The sequence below is a fragment of the Tetragenococcus solitarius NBRC 100494 genome (assembly GCF_001544195.1).
Classification (GTDB): domain Bacteria; phylum Bacillota; class Bacilli; order Lactobacillales; family Enterococcaceae; genus Tetragenococcus; species Tetragenococcus solitarius.
Genome location: NZ_BCPY01000003.1, coordinates 40,913 through 58,380, shown reverse-complemented (window position 1 = coordinate 58,380; position 17,468 = coordinate 40,913). Strand labels below are relative to the sequence as shown.

General features: G+C 36.5%; 16 protein-coding genes, 1 tRNA gene and 1 other annotated feature. Of the genes, 14 read left to right on the top strand and 3 right to left on the bottom strand.

The genetic code is table 11. The annotated features are described in order from the left end of the window. Positions 1-37: 37 nt before the first annotated feature. Complete coding sequence (gene dinB / locus TS1_RS01680) at positions 38-1,165, top strand: DNA polymerase IV (protein WP_068707173.1); 1,128 nt, start codon at positions 38-40, stop codon at positions 1,163-1,165. Between the two features lie 302 nt (positions 1,166-1,467). Here dinB and nrdG read toward each other — a convergent pair whose 3' ends face one another. Then, on the bottom strand, positions 1,468-2,070 hold the full coding sequence (gene nrdG, locus TS1_RS01675) for an anaerobic ribonucleoside-triphosphate reductase activating protein (RefSeq protein ID WP_068707171.1): 603 nt from the start codon (positions 2,068-2,070) through the stop codon (positions 1,468-1,470). Between the two features lie 11 nt (positions 2,071-2,081). Then, positions 2,082-4,220, bottom strand: a complete 2,139-nt coding sequence (gene nrdD / locus TS1_RS01670; RefSeq protein ID WP_083498226.1) for an anaerobic ribonucleoside-triphosphate reductase — start codon at positions 4,218-4,220, stop codon at positions 2,082-2,084. A gap of 331 nt (positions 4,221-4,551) precedes the next feature. On the opposite strand from nrdD, the gene TS1_RS01665 reads away from it, so the two are divergent. Continuing rightward, positions 4,552-5,556 (top strand): lipoate--protein ligase, encoded by a 1,005-nt coding sequence (locus tag TS1_RS01665; protein WP_068707167.1) that lies wholly within the window; start codon positions 4,552-4,554, stop codon positions 5,554-5,556. Positions 5,557-5,610: 54 nt separating this feature from the next. After that, on the top strand, positions 5,611-6,453 hold the full coding sequence (locus tag TS1_RS01660; RefSeq protein WP_068707165.1) for an aldo/keto reductase: 843 nt from the start codon (positions 5,611-5,613) through the stop codon (positions 6,451-6,453). A 223-nt stretch (positions 6,454-6,676) separates the two neighbouring features. On the opposite strand, the gene proS is transcribed toward TS1_RS01660, so the two are convergent. Then, complete coding sequence (proS, locus tag TS1_RS01655; protein WP_068707163.1) at positions 6,677-8,113, bottom strand: proline--tRNA ligase; 1,437 nt, start codon at positions 8,111-8,113, stop codon at positions 6,677-6,679. A 337-nt stretch (positions 8,114-8,450) separates the two neighbouring features. Here proS and TS1_RS01650 point away from each other — a divergent pair, with 337 nt between their 5' ends. From TS1_RS01650 to TS1_RS01600, 11 genes are all read left to right on the top strand, one after another. Continuing rightward, a complete protein-coding gene (locus TS1_RS01650; protein ID WP_068707161.1) occupies positions 8,451-9,134 on the top strand; it encodes an O-methyltransferase in 684 nt (227 codons plus the stop codon). Between the two features lie 128 nt (positions 9,135-9,262). Then, positions 9,263-9,336, top strand: a tRNA-Arg gene (locus TS1_RS01645). A gap of 302 nt (positions 9,337-9,638) precedes the next feature. Next, complete coding sequence (locus TS1_RS01640) at positions 9,639-10,001, top strand: GNAT family N-acetyltransferase (RefSeq protein ID WP_068707159.1); 363 nt, start codon at positions 9,639-9,641, stop codon at positions 9,999-10,001. 244 nt (positions 10,002-10,245) lie between these two features. Continuing rightward, positions 10,246-10,319, top strand: a sequence feature (ribosomal protein L21 leader region). Between the two features lie 19 nt (positions 10,320-10,338). After that, positions 10,339-10,647: a 50S ribosomal protein L21 gene (gene rplU, locus TS1_RS01635; protein ID WP_068707157.1), complete on the top strand. Its 309-nt coding sequence runs from the start codon at positions 10,339-10,341 to the stop codon at positions 10,645-10,647. A gap of 22 nt (positions 10,648-10,669) precedes the next feature. Then, the gene (locus tag TS1_RS01630; RefSeq protein WP_068707155.1) at positions 10,670-11,005 is read left to right on the top strand and encodes a ribosomal-processing cysteine protease Prp; all 336 of its coding nucleotides are present in this window, start codon (positions 10,670-10,672) and stop codon (positions 11,003-11,005) included. 20 nt (positions 11,006-11,025) lie between these two features. Further along, positions 11,026-11,319, top strand: a complete 294-nt coding sequence (gene rpmA, locus TS1_RS01625) for a 50S ribosomal protein L27 (protein WP_068707153.1) — start codon at positions 11,026-11,028, stop codon at positions 11,317-11,319. A 70-nt stretch (positions 11,320-11,389) separates the two neighbouring features. Then, on the top strand, positions 11,390-11,938 hold the full coding sequence (locus TS1_RS01620) for a GNAT family N-acetyltransferase (RefSeq protein ID WP_245610091.1): 549 nt from the start codon (positions 11,390-11,392) through the stop codon (positions 11,936-11,938). A 144-nt stretch (positions 11,939-12,082) separates the two neighbouring features. Further along, a complete protein-coding gene (locus TS1_RS01615) occupies positions 12,083-14,905 on the top strand; it encodes a sigma-54-dependent transcriptional regulator (protein ID WP_245610090.1) in 2,823 nt (940 codons plus the stop codon). A 187-nt stretch (positions 14,906-15,092) separates the two neighbouring features. Further along, positions 15,093-15,587, top strand: a complete 495-nt coding sequence (locus TS1_RS01610) for a mannose/fructose/sorbose PTS transporter subunit IIB (protein ID WP_068707147.1) — start codon at positions 15,093-15,095, stop codon at positions 15,585-15,587. Positions 15,588-15,616: 29 nt separating this feature from the next. After that, positions 15,617-16,618, top strand: coding sequence for a mannose/fructose/sorbose PTS transporter subunit IIB (locus TS1_RS01605; protein WP_068707145.1), 1,002 nt, complete (start codon positions 15,617-15,619; stop codon positions 16,616-16,618). 28 nt (positions 16,619-16,646) lie between these two features. Further along, on the top strand, positions 16,647-17,462 hold the full coding sequence (locus TS1_RS01600; protein WP_068707143.1) for a PTS mannose/fructose/sorbose transporter subunit IIC: 816 nt from the start codon (positions 16,647-16,649) through the stop codon (positions 17,460-17,462). The last annotated feature ends 6 nt before the right edge of the window (positions 17,463-17,468 follow it).

Here is a 17,468-nt window from a genome sequence, read left to right as displayed (position 1 = left end):
ACGTTCGTTTGAGTATAATGGAATTGAGGTGGGGAAGATGAACGGCTTACAATTTCCATTAAAAAATGATACTTCGCGTAAAGTTATCCATATTGATATGGACGCTTTCTTTGCTTCAGTTGAAGAAAGAGATCATCCAAAACTAGCCCAACATCCACTTGTGATCGCTCGTCATCCTAAAGATACAGGTGGGCGTGGCGTTGTGACAACTGCGAACTATAAGGCGCGTAAATATGGTATCCATTCAGCAATGAGTGCACAAAAAGCTTATGAATTATGTCCCCACGCGACTTTTGTTCCAGGTAATCACCAAAAATACCGAGAGATTTCCCAAAAAATACGTGAAATTTTCCATTGTTATACTGATGTCATTGAACCTGTGTCAATTGATGAAGCCTATTTAGATGTGACAAATAATAAAATAAATAGTAGCTCAGCGATAAAAATCGCTAAATTGATTCAACATGATATTTGGCAAGAAGTTCATTTGACTTGTTCAGCTGGTGTCAGTTATAACAAATTTTTAGCCAAATTAGCTTCAGATTATCAAAAACCAAGAGGCCTGACGGTAGTTACACCGGATGAAGCTGTTGATTTTTTGCGCGATTTACCTATCGAAAAGTTTCATGGCGTAGGTAAAAAAACCGTCCCTAAAATGCATGAGTTAGGGATCTACACGGGAAATGATCTTTACCAAAAAAGTGAAATGGAATTAATCCAGATTTTTGGGAAAATGGGATACTCTCTTTATCGGAAGGTTCGCGGAATCCATAATTCTCCTGTTCAAGTCACTAGAGAACGTAAGTCTGTTGGACGTGAGCGAACTTACGGCAAAGCCTTAACGAGTGAACAGGAATGCCTATCACAGCTAAGAATTATGGCAGAGCAAGTAACAGAAAGTTTAAAAAAAGAGCAAAAGCATGGAAAAACAGTGGTATTAAAACTACGTTACTCTGATTTTGAGACAATTACTAGACGCGTTACAGTACAAGAATATATCTATCAAAAAGATGAAATCTTTTCCCAAGCTAGTTTAATCTTTGAAGAGGTTGCTCAAGTCGAAAAAGGGATACGGCTTTTAGGGATTACAATGACGAATTTAGACCCGTTAATGTATGAGAATATTGTCCTTCCTTTATGGGAAACAGGCGATCCTTATAAATGAGGACAGCTTTTTTATTATCGATAAACAGCATCTGTTCTTTTAAGGAACATAGTCTTTTACTAAATTTTTTTGTTGTTTACGAAAAACAACAAAAAAACTGATGAAATAATTAAAACAAATGCTTGGTTAATAAAAAATAGGAGCTGTGCTATAAGCTCCTTTAATAATAAAAATATCCGAACTATAAGAGCGATTACTCCTGCGATTTCGTCGCAAATTCACGACAATTAGGGAATCTTATCAAATAGAATTCGGATATTTTTGTCTTGTTTTTACTTATGTCACAGTTCCATTCTTATTGTTTAGATTAAATCTTGTTTTTTGATTTGTTCATACTGTTTCTCAGCATCGTGACATTTTTCCCAGATAATTGCATGCCCAGCTTTTAAAGATTTTTTTACATCAATAATTCGTTGATTGCTGCTGCCGCGAAATTGCAAATTTAAATCTTTTTTACTTAGCTCAAAACGCCCATCGACTAGTATATCAATTTTTGCGAGCATTTCCAGCTTATCATCAGTGTCTTGTAATAGTTCTTCAAAAGTGTAGCCTGACCAACTCCAAATATCCTTTTTATTTCCATAGATTTCTCTACTTCGGTTGATAACTTGTAAGCAGACCGGCGTGTTTAAAAAGGGTTCACCGCCTAAAAGGGTCAATCCTTGCACATATTCTGGAGCAAGGTCATCAATGATTTGATCTTCCAACTCTTGGGTAAAAGGTTTGCCATAGCGAAAACTTTGTACAGCTTTATTAAAACAGCCTTCACAAGCAAAAAGACAACCACTCACATATAGGCTGTTTCTTACGCCTTCACCATCAACAAAATTAAATGGTTTGTAATCAGCAATATAATTGTGGCTATAATCTTTTGCTTGCCACTCTTTGGGTCTTGGATTACGCAATATAGCCCTCCTTAATCATTTTTCATATGTTTTACACGAGAAGCAATTTCCTTATGCCGACCATGAACCATAGGACGAGCTTGCGGATTACCTAAATAGCCGCAAGTACGTTTGACTACATCACAAGTTTTAGGATCATGATTTCCACACTGTGGGCACTCAAATCCTCTTGCTGTGGCCTTAAAGTCGCCCTCAAAACCACATTCATAGCAATGATCAATCGGGGTATTTGTTCCTAGATAGCCTACACGATCATAAGAATAGTCCCAGACAGCTTCAAGTGCTTTTGGATTTTGTTGCAAAACAGGGTATTCACAGTAATGAATGAAACCGCCAGAACAATATTTTGGATATTCTTTTTCAAAGTCCAATTTTTCAAAAGGTGTGGGATTCTTGCGGATATCATAATGGAAACTATTTGTATAATATTCTTTGTCGGTGATATTTTCTATCACACCAAATTTTTCAGTGTCTAAACGACAGAAACGATCGGTTAAGCTTTCACTAGGTGTTGAATAAACACTGAAATGATAACCATATTCTGTCCCCCATTTGTCCGTGTATTTTTTTAGCTCTTTAACAATCACTAAGGTAAAATCTTTAGCTTCTGTGTTATTTTCCCATTCTTGTCCATAAAATGCGGCTGCTGTTTCATATAAACCAATATAACCAAGAGAAACCGTTGCTCGTTTATTTTTAAATAATTCATCTACTGCATCCTCGCGATTTAAACGTCTCCCAAAAGCCCCATACATATAAAGAATTGGAGCATTGGCTGGAGAGGCTTGTTTACAGCGGTTCATACGATAAACAAGCGCATCTTTAGCAATACTCAAGCGTTCCTTAAAGATTTGCCAAAATTTATCCATATCTCCATCGGCTTGTATGGCAATTCGAGGTAAATTCACTGTCACAACACCTAGATTCATTCGACCTACGTTAACTTCTTCTCCTTGCTCGTTTTTCCAACCTTGTAAAAACGAGCGGCAACCCATTGGTACTTTAAAGCTACCTGTTAACTCAACAATCTTGTCGTAATTTAAGATATCAGGATACATTCTTTTAGTAGCACACTCTAAAGCGAGTTGTTTGATATCGTAATTAGGGTCTTCTGGGTTTAAGTTTGTTCCGCGTTTGATGCTAAAAATTAATTTTGGAAAGATCGCTGTGCGATGTTCACTACCTAAACCTTGGATTCGATTTTGTAAGATCGCTGTTTGAATCTGTCTGGCAAACCAGTCTGTTCCTAGGCCAAACCCAATAGAAGTAAAGGGTGTTTGCCCATTAGAAGTAAATAATGTATTAATTTCGTACTCCAAGCTTTGCATAGCATCGAAAATATCTTTTTTAGTTTTTTCTTTGGCAAACTTTTCTTGTTGCGTGGTGTCGTTTATCCAATATCTTGCATCGTCGAGATGTTTTTGGTAGTTTAGCTTAGCAAAAGGTGCCAGAGTTTCATCTAAGCGGTCGGCAGAGCAACCACCGTATTGGCTAGAAGCAACATTTGCAATAATCTGAGAAATTTGCGCCGTTGCTGTTTGGATAGATTTGGGTGATTCTACTTCAGCGTTACCGATTTTAAATCCATGGTTTAACATCCCTTCAAAGTCGATTAAGCAACAATTGGTCATGGGAGCATAAGGTTGGTAATCTAAATCATGGTAGTGAATATCTCCTTTTTGATGCGCATTGGCTACATGCAGCGGCAACATCTTAAGGCCAATTGATTTTCCCACAATACCAGCGGTTAAATCCCGTTGAGTATTAAACACATCGCTATCTTTGTTGGCATTTTCGTTAACCACCGTTTGTTCTTTGCTCATTAGTTGGTCAATACTAAAATTGATATCTGTCGCTTGACTACGCTTAAAATCTCGTTGTGTTCGATAATGAATATATTCTTGTGCTAGTTCGTATTCATGATTTTCTAAAAGCATATGTTCTACGATATTTTGAATTTCGTAAATTTTAATATTTTGTCTGAAACGGTAACGAATTTCGCTAATGACCTGCTCTACAATTCGATTGATTTTTTTGTGATCAAGGGGTGTTAGTTCCCCTTGTAGATGTTCTTTTGCTTTAACTAAAGCATGATAGATTTTTTGTGCATTAAACGCAACTAAACGTCCATCACGTTTGATGACTTTCATGTCAGTAAGCTGAGAAGAGATAGAAATATCTTGCTCAGTATTTCCTTTTATTGTCAACAAAATTACCAACTCCTTTTTCTTGTTCAACTATTATCATAAGTTATCACAAATGAAAATTCAACAATATATTGTACTTTATTTTTAAAAATATTATTTTATACACTATATATTGTATATATTCATTTTTTTATTAAAAAGCAAAAAATAAGTTATAATGCCTTTTGTGTTTGTCTTTTTATATACAAGGCGAATAAAAAAAGAAAAACTTTTTATTCGTTGTCCATTAGATAACATGTTATACTGAAAATGCACAAATAAGGAGGAATTTTGCATGATTTATGTACCAAATGAGAACAATGATCCCAGAGTGAATTTAGCAATTGAAAATTATTTACTTGATAATATGAAAACAGACGAACCGATTCTGTTGTTTTATATTAATGAACCATCTATTATTATCGGTCGTAATCAGAATACTTTTGAAGAAATTAATCAAAAGTACGTGGATGAACAAGGAATTCATGTAGTTCGACGACTTAGTGGTGGAGGAGCTGTTTATCATGACTTAGGAAATTTAAATTATAGTTTTATTACTCCAGATGATGGGAATTCTTTCAGAAACTTTGCCAAATTTACTGAGCCAGTAATAAAAGCCCTTCACGATATGGGAGTGACAAACGCTCATCTTAAAGGGCGTAACGACTTAGTCATTGACGATATGAAGTTTTCGGGAAATGCGATGTATTCTACCAATGGAAGAATGTATGCTCACGGGACTTTAATGCTTGATAGTGACAAAGATGAAGTTACCAAGGCTTTAAAAGTACGTAAAGACAAAATTGAATCTAAAGGAATTAAGTCTATTCGCTCACGCGTTACTAATATTAGGCCCTTCTTACCAAAAGAGAATCAAGATATGACCACAGAAGAATTTAGAGAAGAAATTTTATTGAAAATTTTTGGTGTAGATTCGGTAGATGAAGTGAACACTTACGAGTTAACAGATGACGACTGGAAACATATCAAAGGATATACCGATAAATATTATGGCAACTGGGACTGGAATTATGGACATTCACCTGAATTTAATATTGAACGTTATCAACGTTTTTCCATCGGTTCAATTGATATACGTTTAAATGTCCAAGAAGGTAAAATTACTAATGCTAAAATTTATGGTGACTTTTTTGGACTAGGTGATATCGAAGATGTAGAAAATCAACTCATTGGCACACGTTATGAAAAAGAAGCATTAAAAGAAGCCGTCGATGCTATTGACGTCAAAAAATATTTTGGTGATATGGAAAATGAAGAATTGTTTGATTTAATTTATTAAAAATAGTTTAGATAAGTAGGTTTTCAAAGAAGAAAGGAAGAAAATGAAGCGGCTATGGTGAATATTCATCAAAAAGAACTTTTTCCAATTGGATTAGGTACTTGGCATATGGGCGAAAATAAAAATAAAAAAGACCAAGAAATAAAAGCTTTAAGGACAGGAATTGAATACGGAGCAACAGCGATCGATACAGCGGAAATGTATGGAGAAGGGGGCTCAGAACTTCTGGTGGGCGAAGCTATTCGACCTTTTAACCGGGAAGATTTGTTTTTAATTTCTAAAGTGTATCCTTGGAATGCTTCCAAAAAACAACTCCCTATTAGTCTAGAAAATAGCTTAAAACGGTTAGCGACGGATTATTTGGATCTTTATTTACTTCATTGGACAGGAAATGTTCCTATTGAAGAAACAATTGAGGCGCTGGAAGAAGCAAAAAAAGCAGGAAAGATCAAGGCGTGGGGCGTTTCTAATTTTGATGTAAAAGATCTAAAAGAAATGTATGAAAAAGAAAATGGGCAGTATTGTCAAGCCAATCAAGTACTTTACAATCTAGGAGAACGCGGAATTGAATTTGATTTATTTCCCTTTATGAAAGAAAAGCAACTTCCGTTAATCGCCTACGCCCCAATTGCTGAAGGAGACAGTTTAGGTGCCAACTTAACTAGGAATAAAAGTCTGCAACAAATAGCTGAAAACCATCAAGCGACCATTTTTCAAATCTTATTAGCTTGGAGCATTCGCTACGACCAAACCTTAGCAATCCCTCAATCAAGTAATGCTGAGCATGTCATTGAGAACGTTAAAGCGGCTGGCATTCAATTATCAGAAACAGAAGTTAAACAGCTGGATGAAGAATTTCCTAAACCAACAAAAAAACAACCACTAGCGATTATTTAAGAGCAACTCGTAAAGAGAATTTTTTGTAATTTTATTGAACCTTGATTCGAAGAGAAAAACAGTCGTTTATACAGTTTAAATTTATGGGGATTGGAAATAAAGGAGTACTACTTTTGTCCGATTGGTGATTATAAGACAGAAGTCCGGTTGATTTATGCCCCTTCACTAGAAATAAAACAAAAAGGAAGTTAGCCCGATGGTTAACTTCCTTTTTTAGTAAACTTTAATAAGCGCGAGCAATCCAAACAGTATGTTTTGCAGGTTTTCCACTAACAATGTCCTTCTCTTTTTTAACAGGCGCTTCAAAAGGAATATTGCGAGTCGTAAAGCCGGTCTCTTCTTTGATTGCTTCTTCTGTTTCTTCAGTACCATCCCAACCAACTAATACAAACCCGGCAGGCTTTCCTTCTTTTTGACAAGTATCAATATGAGTTTTTAATTCTTCTAAGGTATCAACATTGTAATATTCATTTTCTTTTATACGTTTTTTCGCTTTTTCTAATAAACGTGGCGTCATAGCAGCAAGTTCTTCAGCTACAAAATGATGGATTTGTTCAAATGGCACTTTTTGCTTGTCTGCTAAATCACGGCTTTTAACCATCACATGACCGTTTTCGATATCACGTGGACCACATTCAATGCGGATGCAAGCCCCTTTTAATTCCCATTCATTAAATTTATAGCCTGGAGTGTTGTCATTATCATCCATACGTACACGATAGCCCGCTTCTTTTAGATCACTGAAAATTTCATCTAGTTTTTCCATAACGCCAGGATTTTTCTTCCAAGGTCCTACTGGCATTAGAACCACTTGGTTGGGTGCGACAGTAGGTGGCAAAACAAGCCCATTTTGATCGCCATGAGTCATAATCAAAGCACCAATAAGGCGTGTAGAAGCGCCCCAAGAAGTCGTATGAGCATAGACGTGTTGGTTTTCTTTATTTAAATAAGTGATGTCAAAAGCCTCAGCGAAATTGGTTCCCATATAATGCGAGGTACCGGCCTGCACAGCTTTGCCATCTTGCATCATCGCTTCGACAGAATAGGTATCAACAGCGCCGGCAAAACGCTCAGAATCCGTCTTTTGCCCCTTATAAACTGGAATTGCTAAAAACTCTTCGCAAAGTCGAGCGTATTCATCTAAGACATTCATTGTACGCTCGTGTGCCTCTTCTTGCGTTGCATGAGCGGTGTGTCCTTCTTGCCATAAAAATTCAGAAGTACGTAAAAAAGGCAAAGTTTTCTTTTCCCAACGAAAAACATTGGCCCATTGATTGATTTCGTATGGAAGATCGCGATAGGAATTAATCCAATCAGAAAATGCATTACCAATCGTTGTTTCTGAAGTAGGGCGTAGTCCTAAAGGTTCTTCTAATTTTTCATCACCTACTTCAGTGACCCATGGAATTTCAGGCGCAAAACCTTCCACATGGTCTGCTTCTTTCATGAAAAAGCTTTGTGGAATCAACATGGGGAAATATGCGTTACGAATATTTTCTTTTTTTAAATATTTATTGAATTCTTCCTGGATATGTTCCCACAATTCATAACCGTCTGGGCGGAAAATAATCGATCCTCTCACCGCCGAATAAGACATTAGTTCGGCTTGTTGCACGGTTTGTAAATACCACTGGGTAAAATCATTTTTTTGTTCTGTCATCGTTTTCCTCCTCCAAATAAAAAAACATCTCATCCTAAAAAAAGGACGAAATGCGTGTATTTCGCGGTACCACCTTTGTTGATTACTTTATGTAATCCAGCTTAAAAAGGATAAGGGCTCTAACCCGTTCTTCTTATTGGCAGGTTCATAAAGACAGGGGCACCAAAGTTTCAGCCTAGCTTTGGTTCTCTAAAAGAGCATGTTTTTACTACTAATCCAATCGTTGATTTAAGATTAATAGGAAATAAGGAAAAAAGCAAGAGAAAACTGAGAAAAGATTGCAAGTTTGTATAGAAATTCGTATAATGAAAAAAGCGAAAAATAAGGAGAAGAAAACATGCAAAATGAGATGATGCATCGACCAGTTGTTAAGCCAGAATTAGTTGATTACATGCGTACAGCGCAAAAGTCGTTAAGCGGAAAATTAGATATTATTGAAAAAAATGCCAATAAACGAGGCGTTCCCATTATCCCGCATGAAACAGTGGTATTTATGCGCTTTTTACTCGGACAAGTGAAACCACAACAGATCCTAGAAGTAGGTACAGCGATTGGCTTTTCAGCGAGTTTGATGGCTCAATATGTGGGAGATAAAGGTCATGTTACGACAATTGACCGTTTTGACAAGATGATTGCAGAGGCAAAAGAAACTTTCCAGTTTTTAGAATTGGAAGATAAAATCACCTTACTTGAAGGACAAGCAGCCGATATTTTACCCACGCTAAAAGAAAGCTATGACTTTATTTTTATGGATAGCGCAAAATCTAAATATATTGAATTTCTCCCTGATTGTTTACGTTTATTAAAGAAAAAGGGCGTTTTAATGGTCGATGATGTATTCCAAGGAGGAACGATCCTGCAAGATGAAAAAGAAATTCCGCGAGGTAAACGAGGGATTCATAAAAAACTAAATCAATTTTTAGATATTGTGAATCAGCATCCAGATTTGACCTCTTCTTTAGTACCATTAGGCGATGGGGTGATGTTAATTACTAAAGAAGTAGACGAAGTGGTTCTTTAACTAAAACAATTTGAAAAATAAATGGGGTTGTTATTTCGAAAAATATACGAAAGAATTTGGAAAACATGAAAAAGTAATTGACATTAACAAAAGCTTTTCCTATAATTATCTTTGTTGTCAAAACCATTGTCACAGTAGCTCAGTAGGATAGAGCATTCGCCTTCTAAGCGAACGGTCGGGGGTTCGAATCCCTCCTGTGACGTTAGTAATAAGCGGTAAGCCTTGATTTATAGTTGCTTATCGCTTTTTTTGTGTCAAAAATGTGCCAAATTTTCTATAAATAATATTTATAATCAATGTATTTTATGAAAAACTGGAAGGATCAAGGTGGGCGTGAAATTGGAAGATAATAATATTTTTATGTTATGTTAAAAACTGAATAAGTCAGCTTTTAAAGGACTGGATAAAAAGTATATTGTTAGAAATTTAAAGGAATCGGAAATAGAAATATGGAAAACAATTCACTTTGATACCTATGCGGACAAAAAAGATTATTATTATATAGTGGATGAATATTATAATAATTTTTTCTCTGATAGAAAAGATGACTTTTTAAACGCTTGTAAAGTCATCTGTGATGTAAATAATAATATCCTAGGAACTTGCTTTTTATGGAAAATTAGTGCAGGACTATGGTCAATTCAATGGTTTAAAGTGTTTAACCAATATGCCAACAAAGGAGTTGGCAGGCAATTACTGTCCTATGTTTTAACTGAAGTTAAACTGGACTTTCCTATAATTTTGCATACTCATCCGGTTAATTTTTCTGCTATAAAGTTATATAGTGACTTTGGTTTTGAATTTTTAACCGATAATTATATTGGTTCTAGGAAGAATGATTTAAATAATTCGTTAGACTTAATATGAAAGAATATAAAATTAAAAGAGCTTCATTTTACTTCTCTTTCCGATTCAGAAAGGGAAAGGTTAGCTTCTTATGATAGTGAAGACTTTTAAAATATTTAGTATATAGTTAATAAAAGAAATATTAATATGTTTTTTATAAACAATACTAAGCTTTTTCAATTCGTGTTAAACGTCTTTTTGCAACTTTTCATTGACGAATAACTAGCTTTTTGATAAAGTAAGTATGTTGTAATTGTGGACTTCTCCGCAGCTACAACCGCTCTGAGCAAGTTTTAAGTGCTATGATAGCCGCTTGGGATGGCGAGTCTAAGTTTATTATTCAAGGAGGTGCACAAGTATGTACGCGATTATTAAAACAGGTGGAAAACAATATAAAGTTGAAGAAAACCAACCGATCTACATCGAAAAATTAGATGCTGAAGCTGGGGAAAAAGTAACTTTTGACGAAGTTGTTTTAGTTGGTGGTGAAACAACAAAAGTTGGTAGCCCGCTAGTTGAAGGCGCAAGTGTTGAGGGTACAGTAGATAAGCATGGCAAGGAAAAGAAGGTTGTCACTTATAAATACAAACCTAAGAAAAGCTCACACCGTAAGCAAGGACATCGTCAACCTTACACTAAGGTTACGATTAATGTAATCAATGCATAATTAAATAAAGCTGGAGATTATGATGATTAAAGGCACTTTTAAACGAAATGGTTCAGGAAGAATTATTTCCTATGAAATAACAGGGCATGCAGATGCGGGCGAGTATGGCAATGATATTGTGTGTGCAGCAGTTTCTGTTTTAGCAATTAGTACGGTGAACGGTATCGATTCGTTGGCTGGTGTAAAGCCGATTGTTAAATCAAACGAAGATGAAGGTGGTTATCTTTACGTAGAGCTTCCCTCTAATAGCACACAAGAGCAATCCAATATTATACAGATATTATTAGAAAATCTATTGCTGGGAATGCAGTCTGTTCAAGAACAATATAACGATTATATTCAATTAGAAACAATTTAATCATTAAGGAGGTGCATCACATGTTGATGACAATGAATCTACAATTATTCGCACACAAAAAAGGTGGCGGTTCAACAGCTAACGGACGTGACTCCGAATCAAAACGTTTAGGAGCTAAACGCGCTGATGGTCAAACTGTTACTGGTGGATCTATCCTTTATCGCCAACGTGGTACAAGAATTTATCCAGGTGCAAATGTTGGTAAAGGCGGAGACGATACACTATTTGCAAAAATTGACGGCATTGTTCGTTTTGAACGTTTGGGTCGTGATAAAAAGAAAGTTTCCGTTTATCCAGTTGCTCAAGAAGCATAAATAAATCTATAACAGCTTGGTTTCTTTTTACAGAAACCAAGCTGTTTTTATCTTTTAGGGAGGTTTTATGATGGAAAGTCAGTTAATACTTAGGAAAGCAACACCTGATGATGCAAAGCAGATAATAGCTGTTTATACGCCTTATGTGACTGAGACGGCCATTTCTTTGGAACAAGTTGTACCTGACATAACGGAATTTGCAACACGTATTACTAAGATCTTACAAAACTATCCTTATTACGTTGCCCAAGATTATCAAGGGAATATTTTAGGCTATGCGTACGCAAACGTTTATAATTCACGAGCTTGTTATGCATCAACAGCAGGAACGAGTATTTACGTTGGACAGGATAATGCTCACAAGGGAATCGGTTCAGCGTTGTACATGGCCTTGGAAAAACAGTTGAAAAAACAGAATGTTGTAAATTTGTTATCAATCGTTACAGCTGGTAATCAGCCAAGTAAGCAGTTTCATCAAAATCAAGCTTTTAAACAAGTGGGTTATTTCCTGCATGTTGGATATAAATTCGATGCTTGGTGTGATGTCATTTGGATGCAAAAAACATTAAATGATGGGCGAAGGTATCCGGGAGAGCTTATCCCATTTTCTAAGTTTTAATAGATAGAAGACATTGACTATTCTTACTGCTATATAATGTTTGGCTTAATTGGTAATAGATAAAAAAAGAAGGTATAATAAAGAAAGATAGCTCAGAGAAATAGGGCAAAATGATCGATCGAATTTTGAATCGAGGTGAACAGATTGAATAAGAGAATGGAAAAAATTTACCAATATACTGCGCAAAAGTCTGCCACTAACCCGCATAGTGAACCATCAGCAGTGACTACAAAGGAAATTTCTCAAGCCTTGGCTATTCAAAGAAGCAATGCTAGCAAAGATTTAAATCAGCTGGTGCGTGATGGTAAATTAACAAAAACTGATAGCCGTCCTGTAAAATATTTCTTAAGCCAAGAAGCATATGAAGAAGCAGATAAGTATGTAGAAAGCTATAAGCAAGAACGTGCTCCACGAAAAAAACAGCAACCACAACACATACAGACGTCATTTGTTTCAAGAGAGGATATTTTTTCTAATATTATTGGAATTAACGGGAGTATGAAAAACGCAGGAGAACAGGCAAAAGCGGCCATTTTATATCCGCCGAAAGGGTTAAATTGTTTGATTACAGGACCCACTGGATCTGGGAAAACCTATTTTGCTCATGCCATGTTTCAATTTGCTAAAGCAAATGAAGTGATTAGTGCTGATAAAGAACTTATTGTATTTAACTGTGCGGATTATGCGAATAACCCTGAGCTTTTAATGAGTCATTTATTTGGTTATGCTAAAGGAGCATTTACTGGGGCGGATGAGGAAAAAACAGGAGTGATTGATCAAGCAGATCACAGTATGCTTTTTCTAGATGAAATTCATCGTTTGCCGCCAGAAGGTCAAGAAATGATTTTTTATTTTATGGATCATGGTACATATAGCCGCTTAGGTGAAACCGGTAAGCCCCATGCTGCTGAAGTACGCATTATTGGGGCGACGACCGAAGATCCTAATTCGAGCCTGCTAGACACATTTGTTCGTCGGATTCCAATTAACATACAATTGCCTTCTTTTGCATCGCGGCCTGCTTTTGAAAAAGTCGATTTAGTAAAAGTGATGGTCTCTCATGAAGCGCATCGAATTCAACGAACGATTTCACTCACGGAAGATGTGGTAAAAGCATTAATCGGTAGTGTCAGTTATGGTAACATTGGGCAGTTAAAATCAAATGTTCAACTCGTTTGTGCCAGAGGCTTTTTGAATCATATGCATGAAGAACAAATTGATATTACCATTGAAGACGTGCCAGAAGGGATTCGTTCGGGGCTGATTTTATTAGCTGATAACCGAGGGACATCAAACGAGCTCTCACAAAATCTCGAGTCAAAATTAGTGATTCAACCAAATGAAGATAGTTTAAATATCCAGGCCGATTCTTATGAACTACCTTATAATTTGTATGATATTATTGGCGATAAAGCTGAACTATTAAAAGCTGATGGGATTGATCAAGAAACGATTAATCATTTTATCTCGACGGATATTAATGTTCATTTAAAGTCATTTTACAAAGATCATGGATTTTCTTTTTATGCAGATAATAAATTAAGTGAGTTTGTTGATCGTAAAATTATTGAGCTGACAAATCGGATTTATTCCATGGTCACAGAACGTTTGGGAAATGATTTCCAATCTAACTTTGTCTACGCGATGAGTTTACACATCAGTTCTTTTCTGAAAAAATTACAGTTAGGAGAAAAAAGGGAAGTAAATGATAATATTCGAGAAATGGTTACAGCTTACCCGGAAGAATTAAAATTAGCTCAAGAGATTCAGCAATACATCGGAGAATGGTTTAATATTATTATTCCTGAAAGTGAGATTTATTATTTGGCTGTTTTGTTGGTATCTTTGAGAAGTGCTTCGCAAGTTGGACGTATTGGCGTAGTAGTAGGTGCTCATGGAAATAGTACGGCTACAAGTATGGTAGACGTGGTCAAACAGTTGCTAGATGTTGATCAAGTAACAGCAGTAGATATGCCGCTTGATATGCCGCCTAAAATTGCTTTTGAAAAATTAAAACAAGCGGTCCTTTCGGTTCATGAAGGTAGTGGTGTTTTACTATTAGTTGACATGGGCTCTTTAGCAACTTTTAATGAAAAAATTCAAAGAGAAACAGGCGTATTTGTGCGTACAATCGATATGGTTACAACTCCGCTAGTTTTAGAATCTGTACGTAAAGCTTCTGTCTTTGGGACAAGTTTAGATGATTTGTATGAATCTTTGAAACACTTTCATGGCTATAGTACTTTGGAATCACTGCCTGCAGCTTTGACAGAAAATCATTTGCCCAAAGCAATTCTTGCAATTTGCGCTTCTGGAGAAGGGACAGCGGTTCATATAAAGAACATGATCCAAACGACGCTTGATAAAAAACGGATTAAAGATGTTGAAGTATTGACTGTATCTGCGGTGGATTTAAGCCAGTTGCTGCCTGAAATCCAAAAACATTATCAAGTCATTGCAGCAACCGGTGTCGTTGATCCGCAATTAGCTGCGCCATTTATTACACTAGAAAATTTTATTACACAAAATACAGATGAATTAATCGATCAATTGCTTTTAAACCACCAAGAGGTAGAAACTAAAGAACCTTTAGTATTTGATGAATCTGAGACAAGAGAAGTTTGTCTTAATTATTTAGAAAAGAATTTTACATTTTTAAATCCACAAAAATTAATCGATCCTTTATTACAATTTACTGAAGAAGTGATGAATAATTGGCAGATAGCAAGTGAAGAACAAGGCTTTCGTATAAACTTTCTTTTACATGCAGCAGGAATGGTCGAAAGAGCTGCTTTACAGCAACCGTTATCGACTTCTGAAGAGGAGAAACAAAAATTGTTAAATGACCCAGATTACGAAAGCCTGCATATTCAAGTATTGTCTTTAAGTAGAGTGTTAAATTTAACTTTTCCTATTACAGAAGAGGTCTATTTACTTGCCTTAATCAACCATCAAATAGTTGATTAAGGTAGTAAACAATACACTAAAAGATACACAAGCGGTAGTGTATCTTTTAGTGTATTGTTTTATTTTGTCTTAAATTAGAGTTATACCGCTAGTGTATCGCTTATTTTTGGCACGGAATTTGCTTTTATATAAATAGAGGAGGTGTGTCAGGGAATAAATCAATGAAGATTAAGGAGGCGGTCAAATCTTGGAAATACGCTTAGCACGCATTGATGATCGCTTGATTCATGGGCAAGTCACAACATCATGGACTAAACGAATAGATGTTAATCGAATTATTGTTGTTAGTGATGAAGTGGCGTTTGATCATCTGAGCAAATTTCTTTTACAACAAGCAGCGCCACCTGGGATCAACGCAAATGTTGTTACAGTGGACAAAATGCTGGAAGTTTTTACTAGTGAATTATTCAAAACGCAAAAGGTCATGCTATTATTTACGAATCCGCAAGACGTTGAGAGATTAGTACGTGGAGGCTTAAAGTTGCAATCATTGAATATTGGCGGAATGCGTTTTGAAAATGGCAAGCAGATGATTACAAACTTCGTTTCAGTGGATAAAAAAGATCGAGCATCTTTTTATTACCTGACAAAACAAGGAATTGAATTAGAAGTTCGTAAAGTACCAACTGATCGCAAAATTAATTTAATTGATTTGTTGGATAAAAAAGAAAAAACAAAGTAGCAAAAATTTGGAAATTAGGGGGTAAGAAAATGGTAGGAATCATCCTAGCAAGTCATGGAGACTTTGCTGATGGGATTTTGGAATCAGCAACAATGATTTTTGGCGAACAAGAAAATGTTGCTTCTTGTGTGTTGAAGCCAAGCGAAGGTCCTGACGACATAAAGAAAAAAATGGAAGACGCTATTAACTCATTTGATGATCAAGAAGAAATTCTTTTTTTGATTGATTTATGGGGGGGCACACCGTTTAACCAAGCCAATAGTTTGTTTGAAGAACATAAAGACAAATGGACCATTGTCGCAGGTATGAATTTGCCAATGGTAATTGAAGCCTTTGCTTCGCGACTTTCAATGGACTCTGCCCAGCAAATTGCAACGGCTATTATTCCTAGTGCAACAGATGGGGTCAAAGTAAAACCTGAAGAGTTGGCACCAGCTGGAGGCAATACTGGGGCAGACGATGCAGGTGCGCCAGAAGAACCTAAAGGCTCTTTGCCTGAAGGAACAGTAGTTGGTGATGGGAAAATAGAATATGTGTTAGCGCGTATCGATTCTCGTCTTTTGCACGGGCAAGTAGCGACGAACTGGGCAAAAGCAACAGGTCCAAACCGGATTATCGTCGTCAGTGATGCGGTTGCTCAAGATAGCTTGCGTAAAAGTCTCATTGAGCAAGCAGCACCACCAGGAGTTAAAGCCAATGTTGTTCCCATTAAAAAAATGATCGAAGTAGACAAAGATCCACGTTTTGGTAAAACAAAAGCTCTGTTACTTTTTGAAAATCCAGAAGATATGTTAAAAGCAATTGAAGGCGGCGTAGACGTCCATGAAGTAAATATCGGCTCTATGGCTCACTCCAAAGGAAAAGTAGTTGTGAATAATGTTATTTCTATGGATGAAAAAGATATTGAAGCATATGAACGGATGGAAGAATTAGGCGTAAAATTTGATGTTCGTAAAGTGCCGAGCGATTCAAGTGGTCGCCTGAATGATTTGCTCAAAAAAGCAAAAGCTGGATTACAAAATGCTAAGTAAAAAATAGTAAAGAATTAGGAGGTTTATTATGTCAGATTTAAATGCAATTCAGATGATATTGGTCGTAGTTGTTGCATTTTTTGCTGGGATGGACGGAATTTTAGACCAATTTCAATTCCACCAACCTTTAGTTGCATGTACATTGATTGGACTTGTAACCGGTAATTTAGAGATTTGTGTTATGCTAGGCGGCTCATTACAAATGATTGCTTTAGGATGGGCGAATGTTGGTGCAGCTGTGGCGCCAGATGCTGCCCTAGCATCGGTAGCTTCTGCAATTATTTTAGTTTTAGGGGGTCAACAACAAGCGGGTATTTCAACTTCAATCGCTGTTGCCATTCCTTTAGCTGTAGCAGGTCTATTTTTGACGATGATCGTTCGTACACTTGCAGTTCCAGTTGTTCATGGAATGGATAAAGCAGCCGAACAAGGAAGTTATCGTAAAATTGAATGGTTACATGTGTTAGCAGTTTGTATGCAAGGATTACGTATTGCACTTCCAGCAGGAGCATTATTATTTATTCCTGCAACAACCGTTCGTTCATTTTTAGAATCCATGCCTCAATGGTTAACTGATGGTATGGAAATCGGTGGTGGCATGGTTGTAGCAGTTGGGTATGCAATGGTTATCAATATGATGTCTAGTCGTGAAGTATGGCCGTTCTTTATTTTAGGATTTGCCATCGCAGCGGTTACCGATTTAACATTAATTGCTATTGGAGCGATTGGTATTGCGTTAGCACTTATTTATATCTCGCTTTCAAAACAAGGTGGCTCTTCCGCAGGCGGCGGTGGAAACGGCGGCTCTGGCGATCCACTTGGCGACATACTCAATGACTATTAAGGCTTG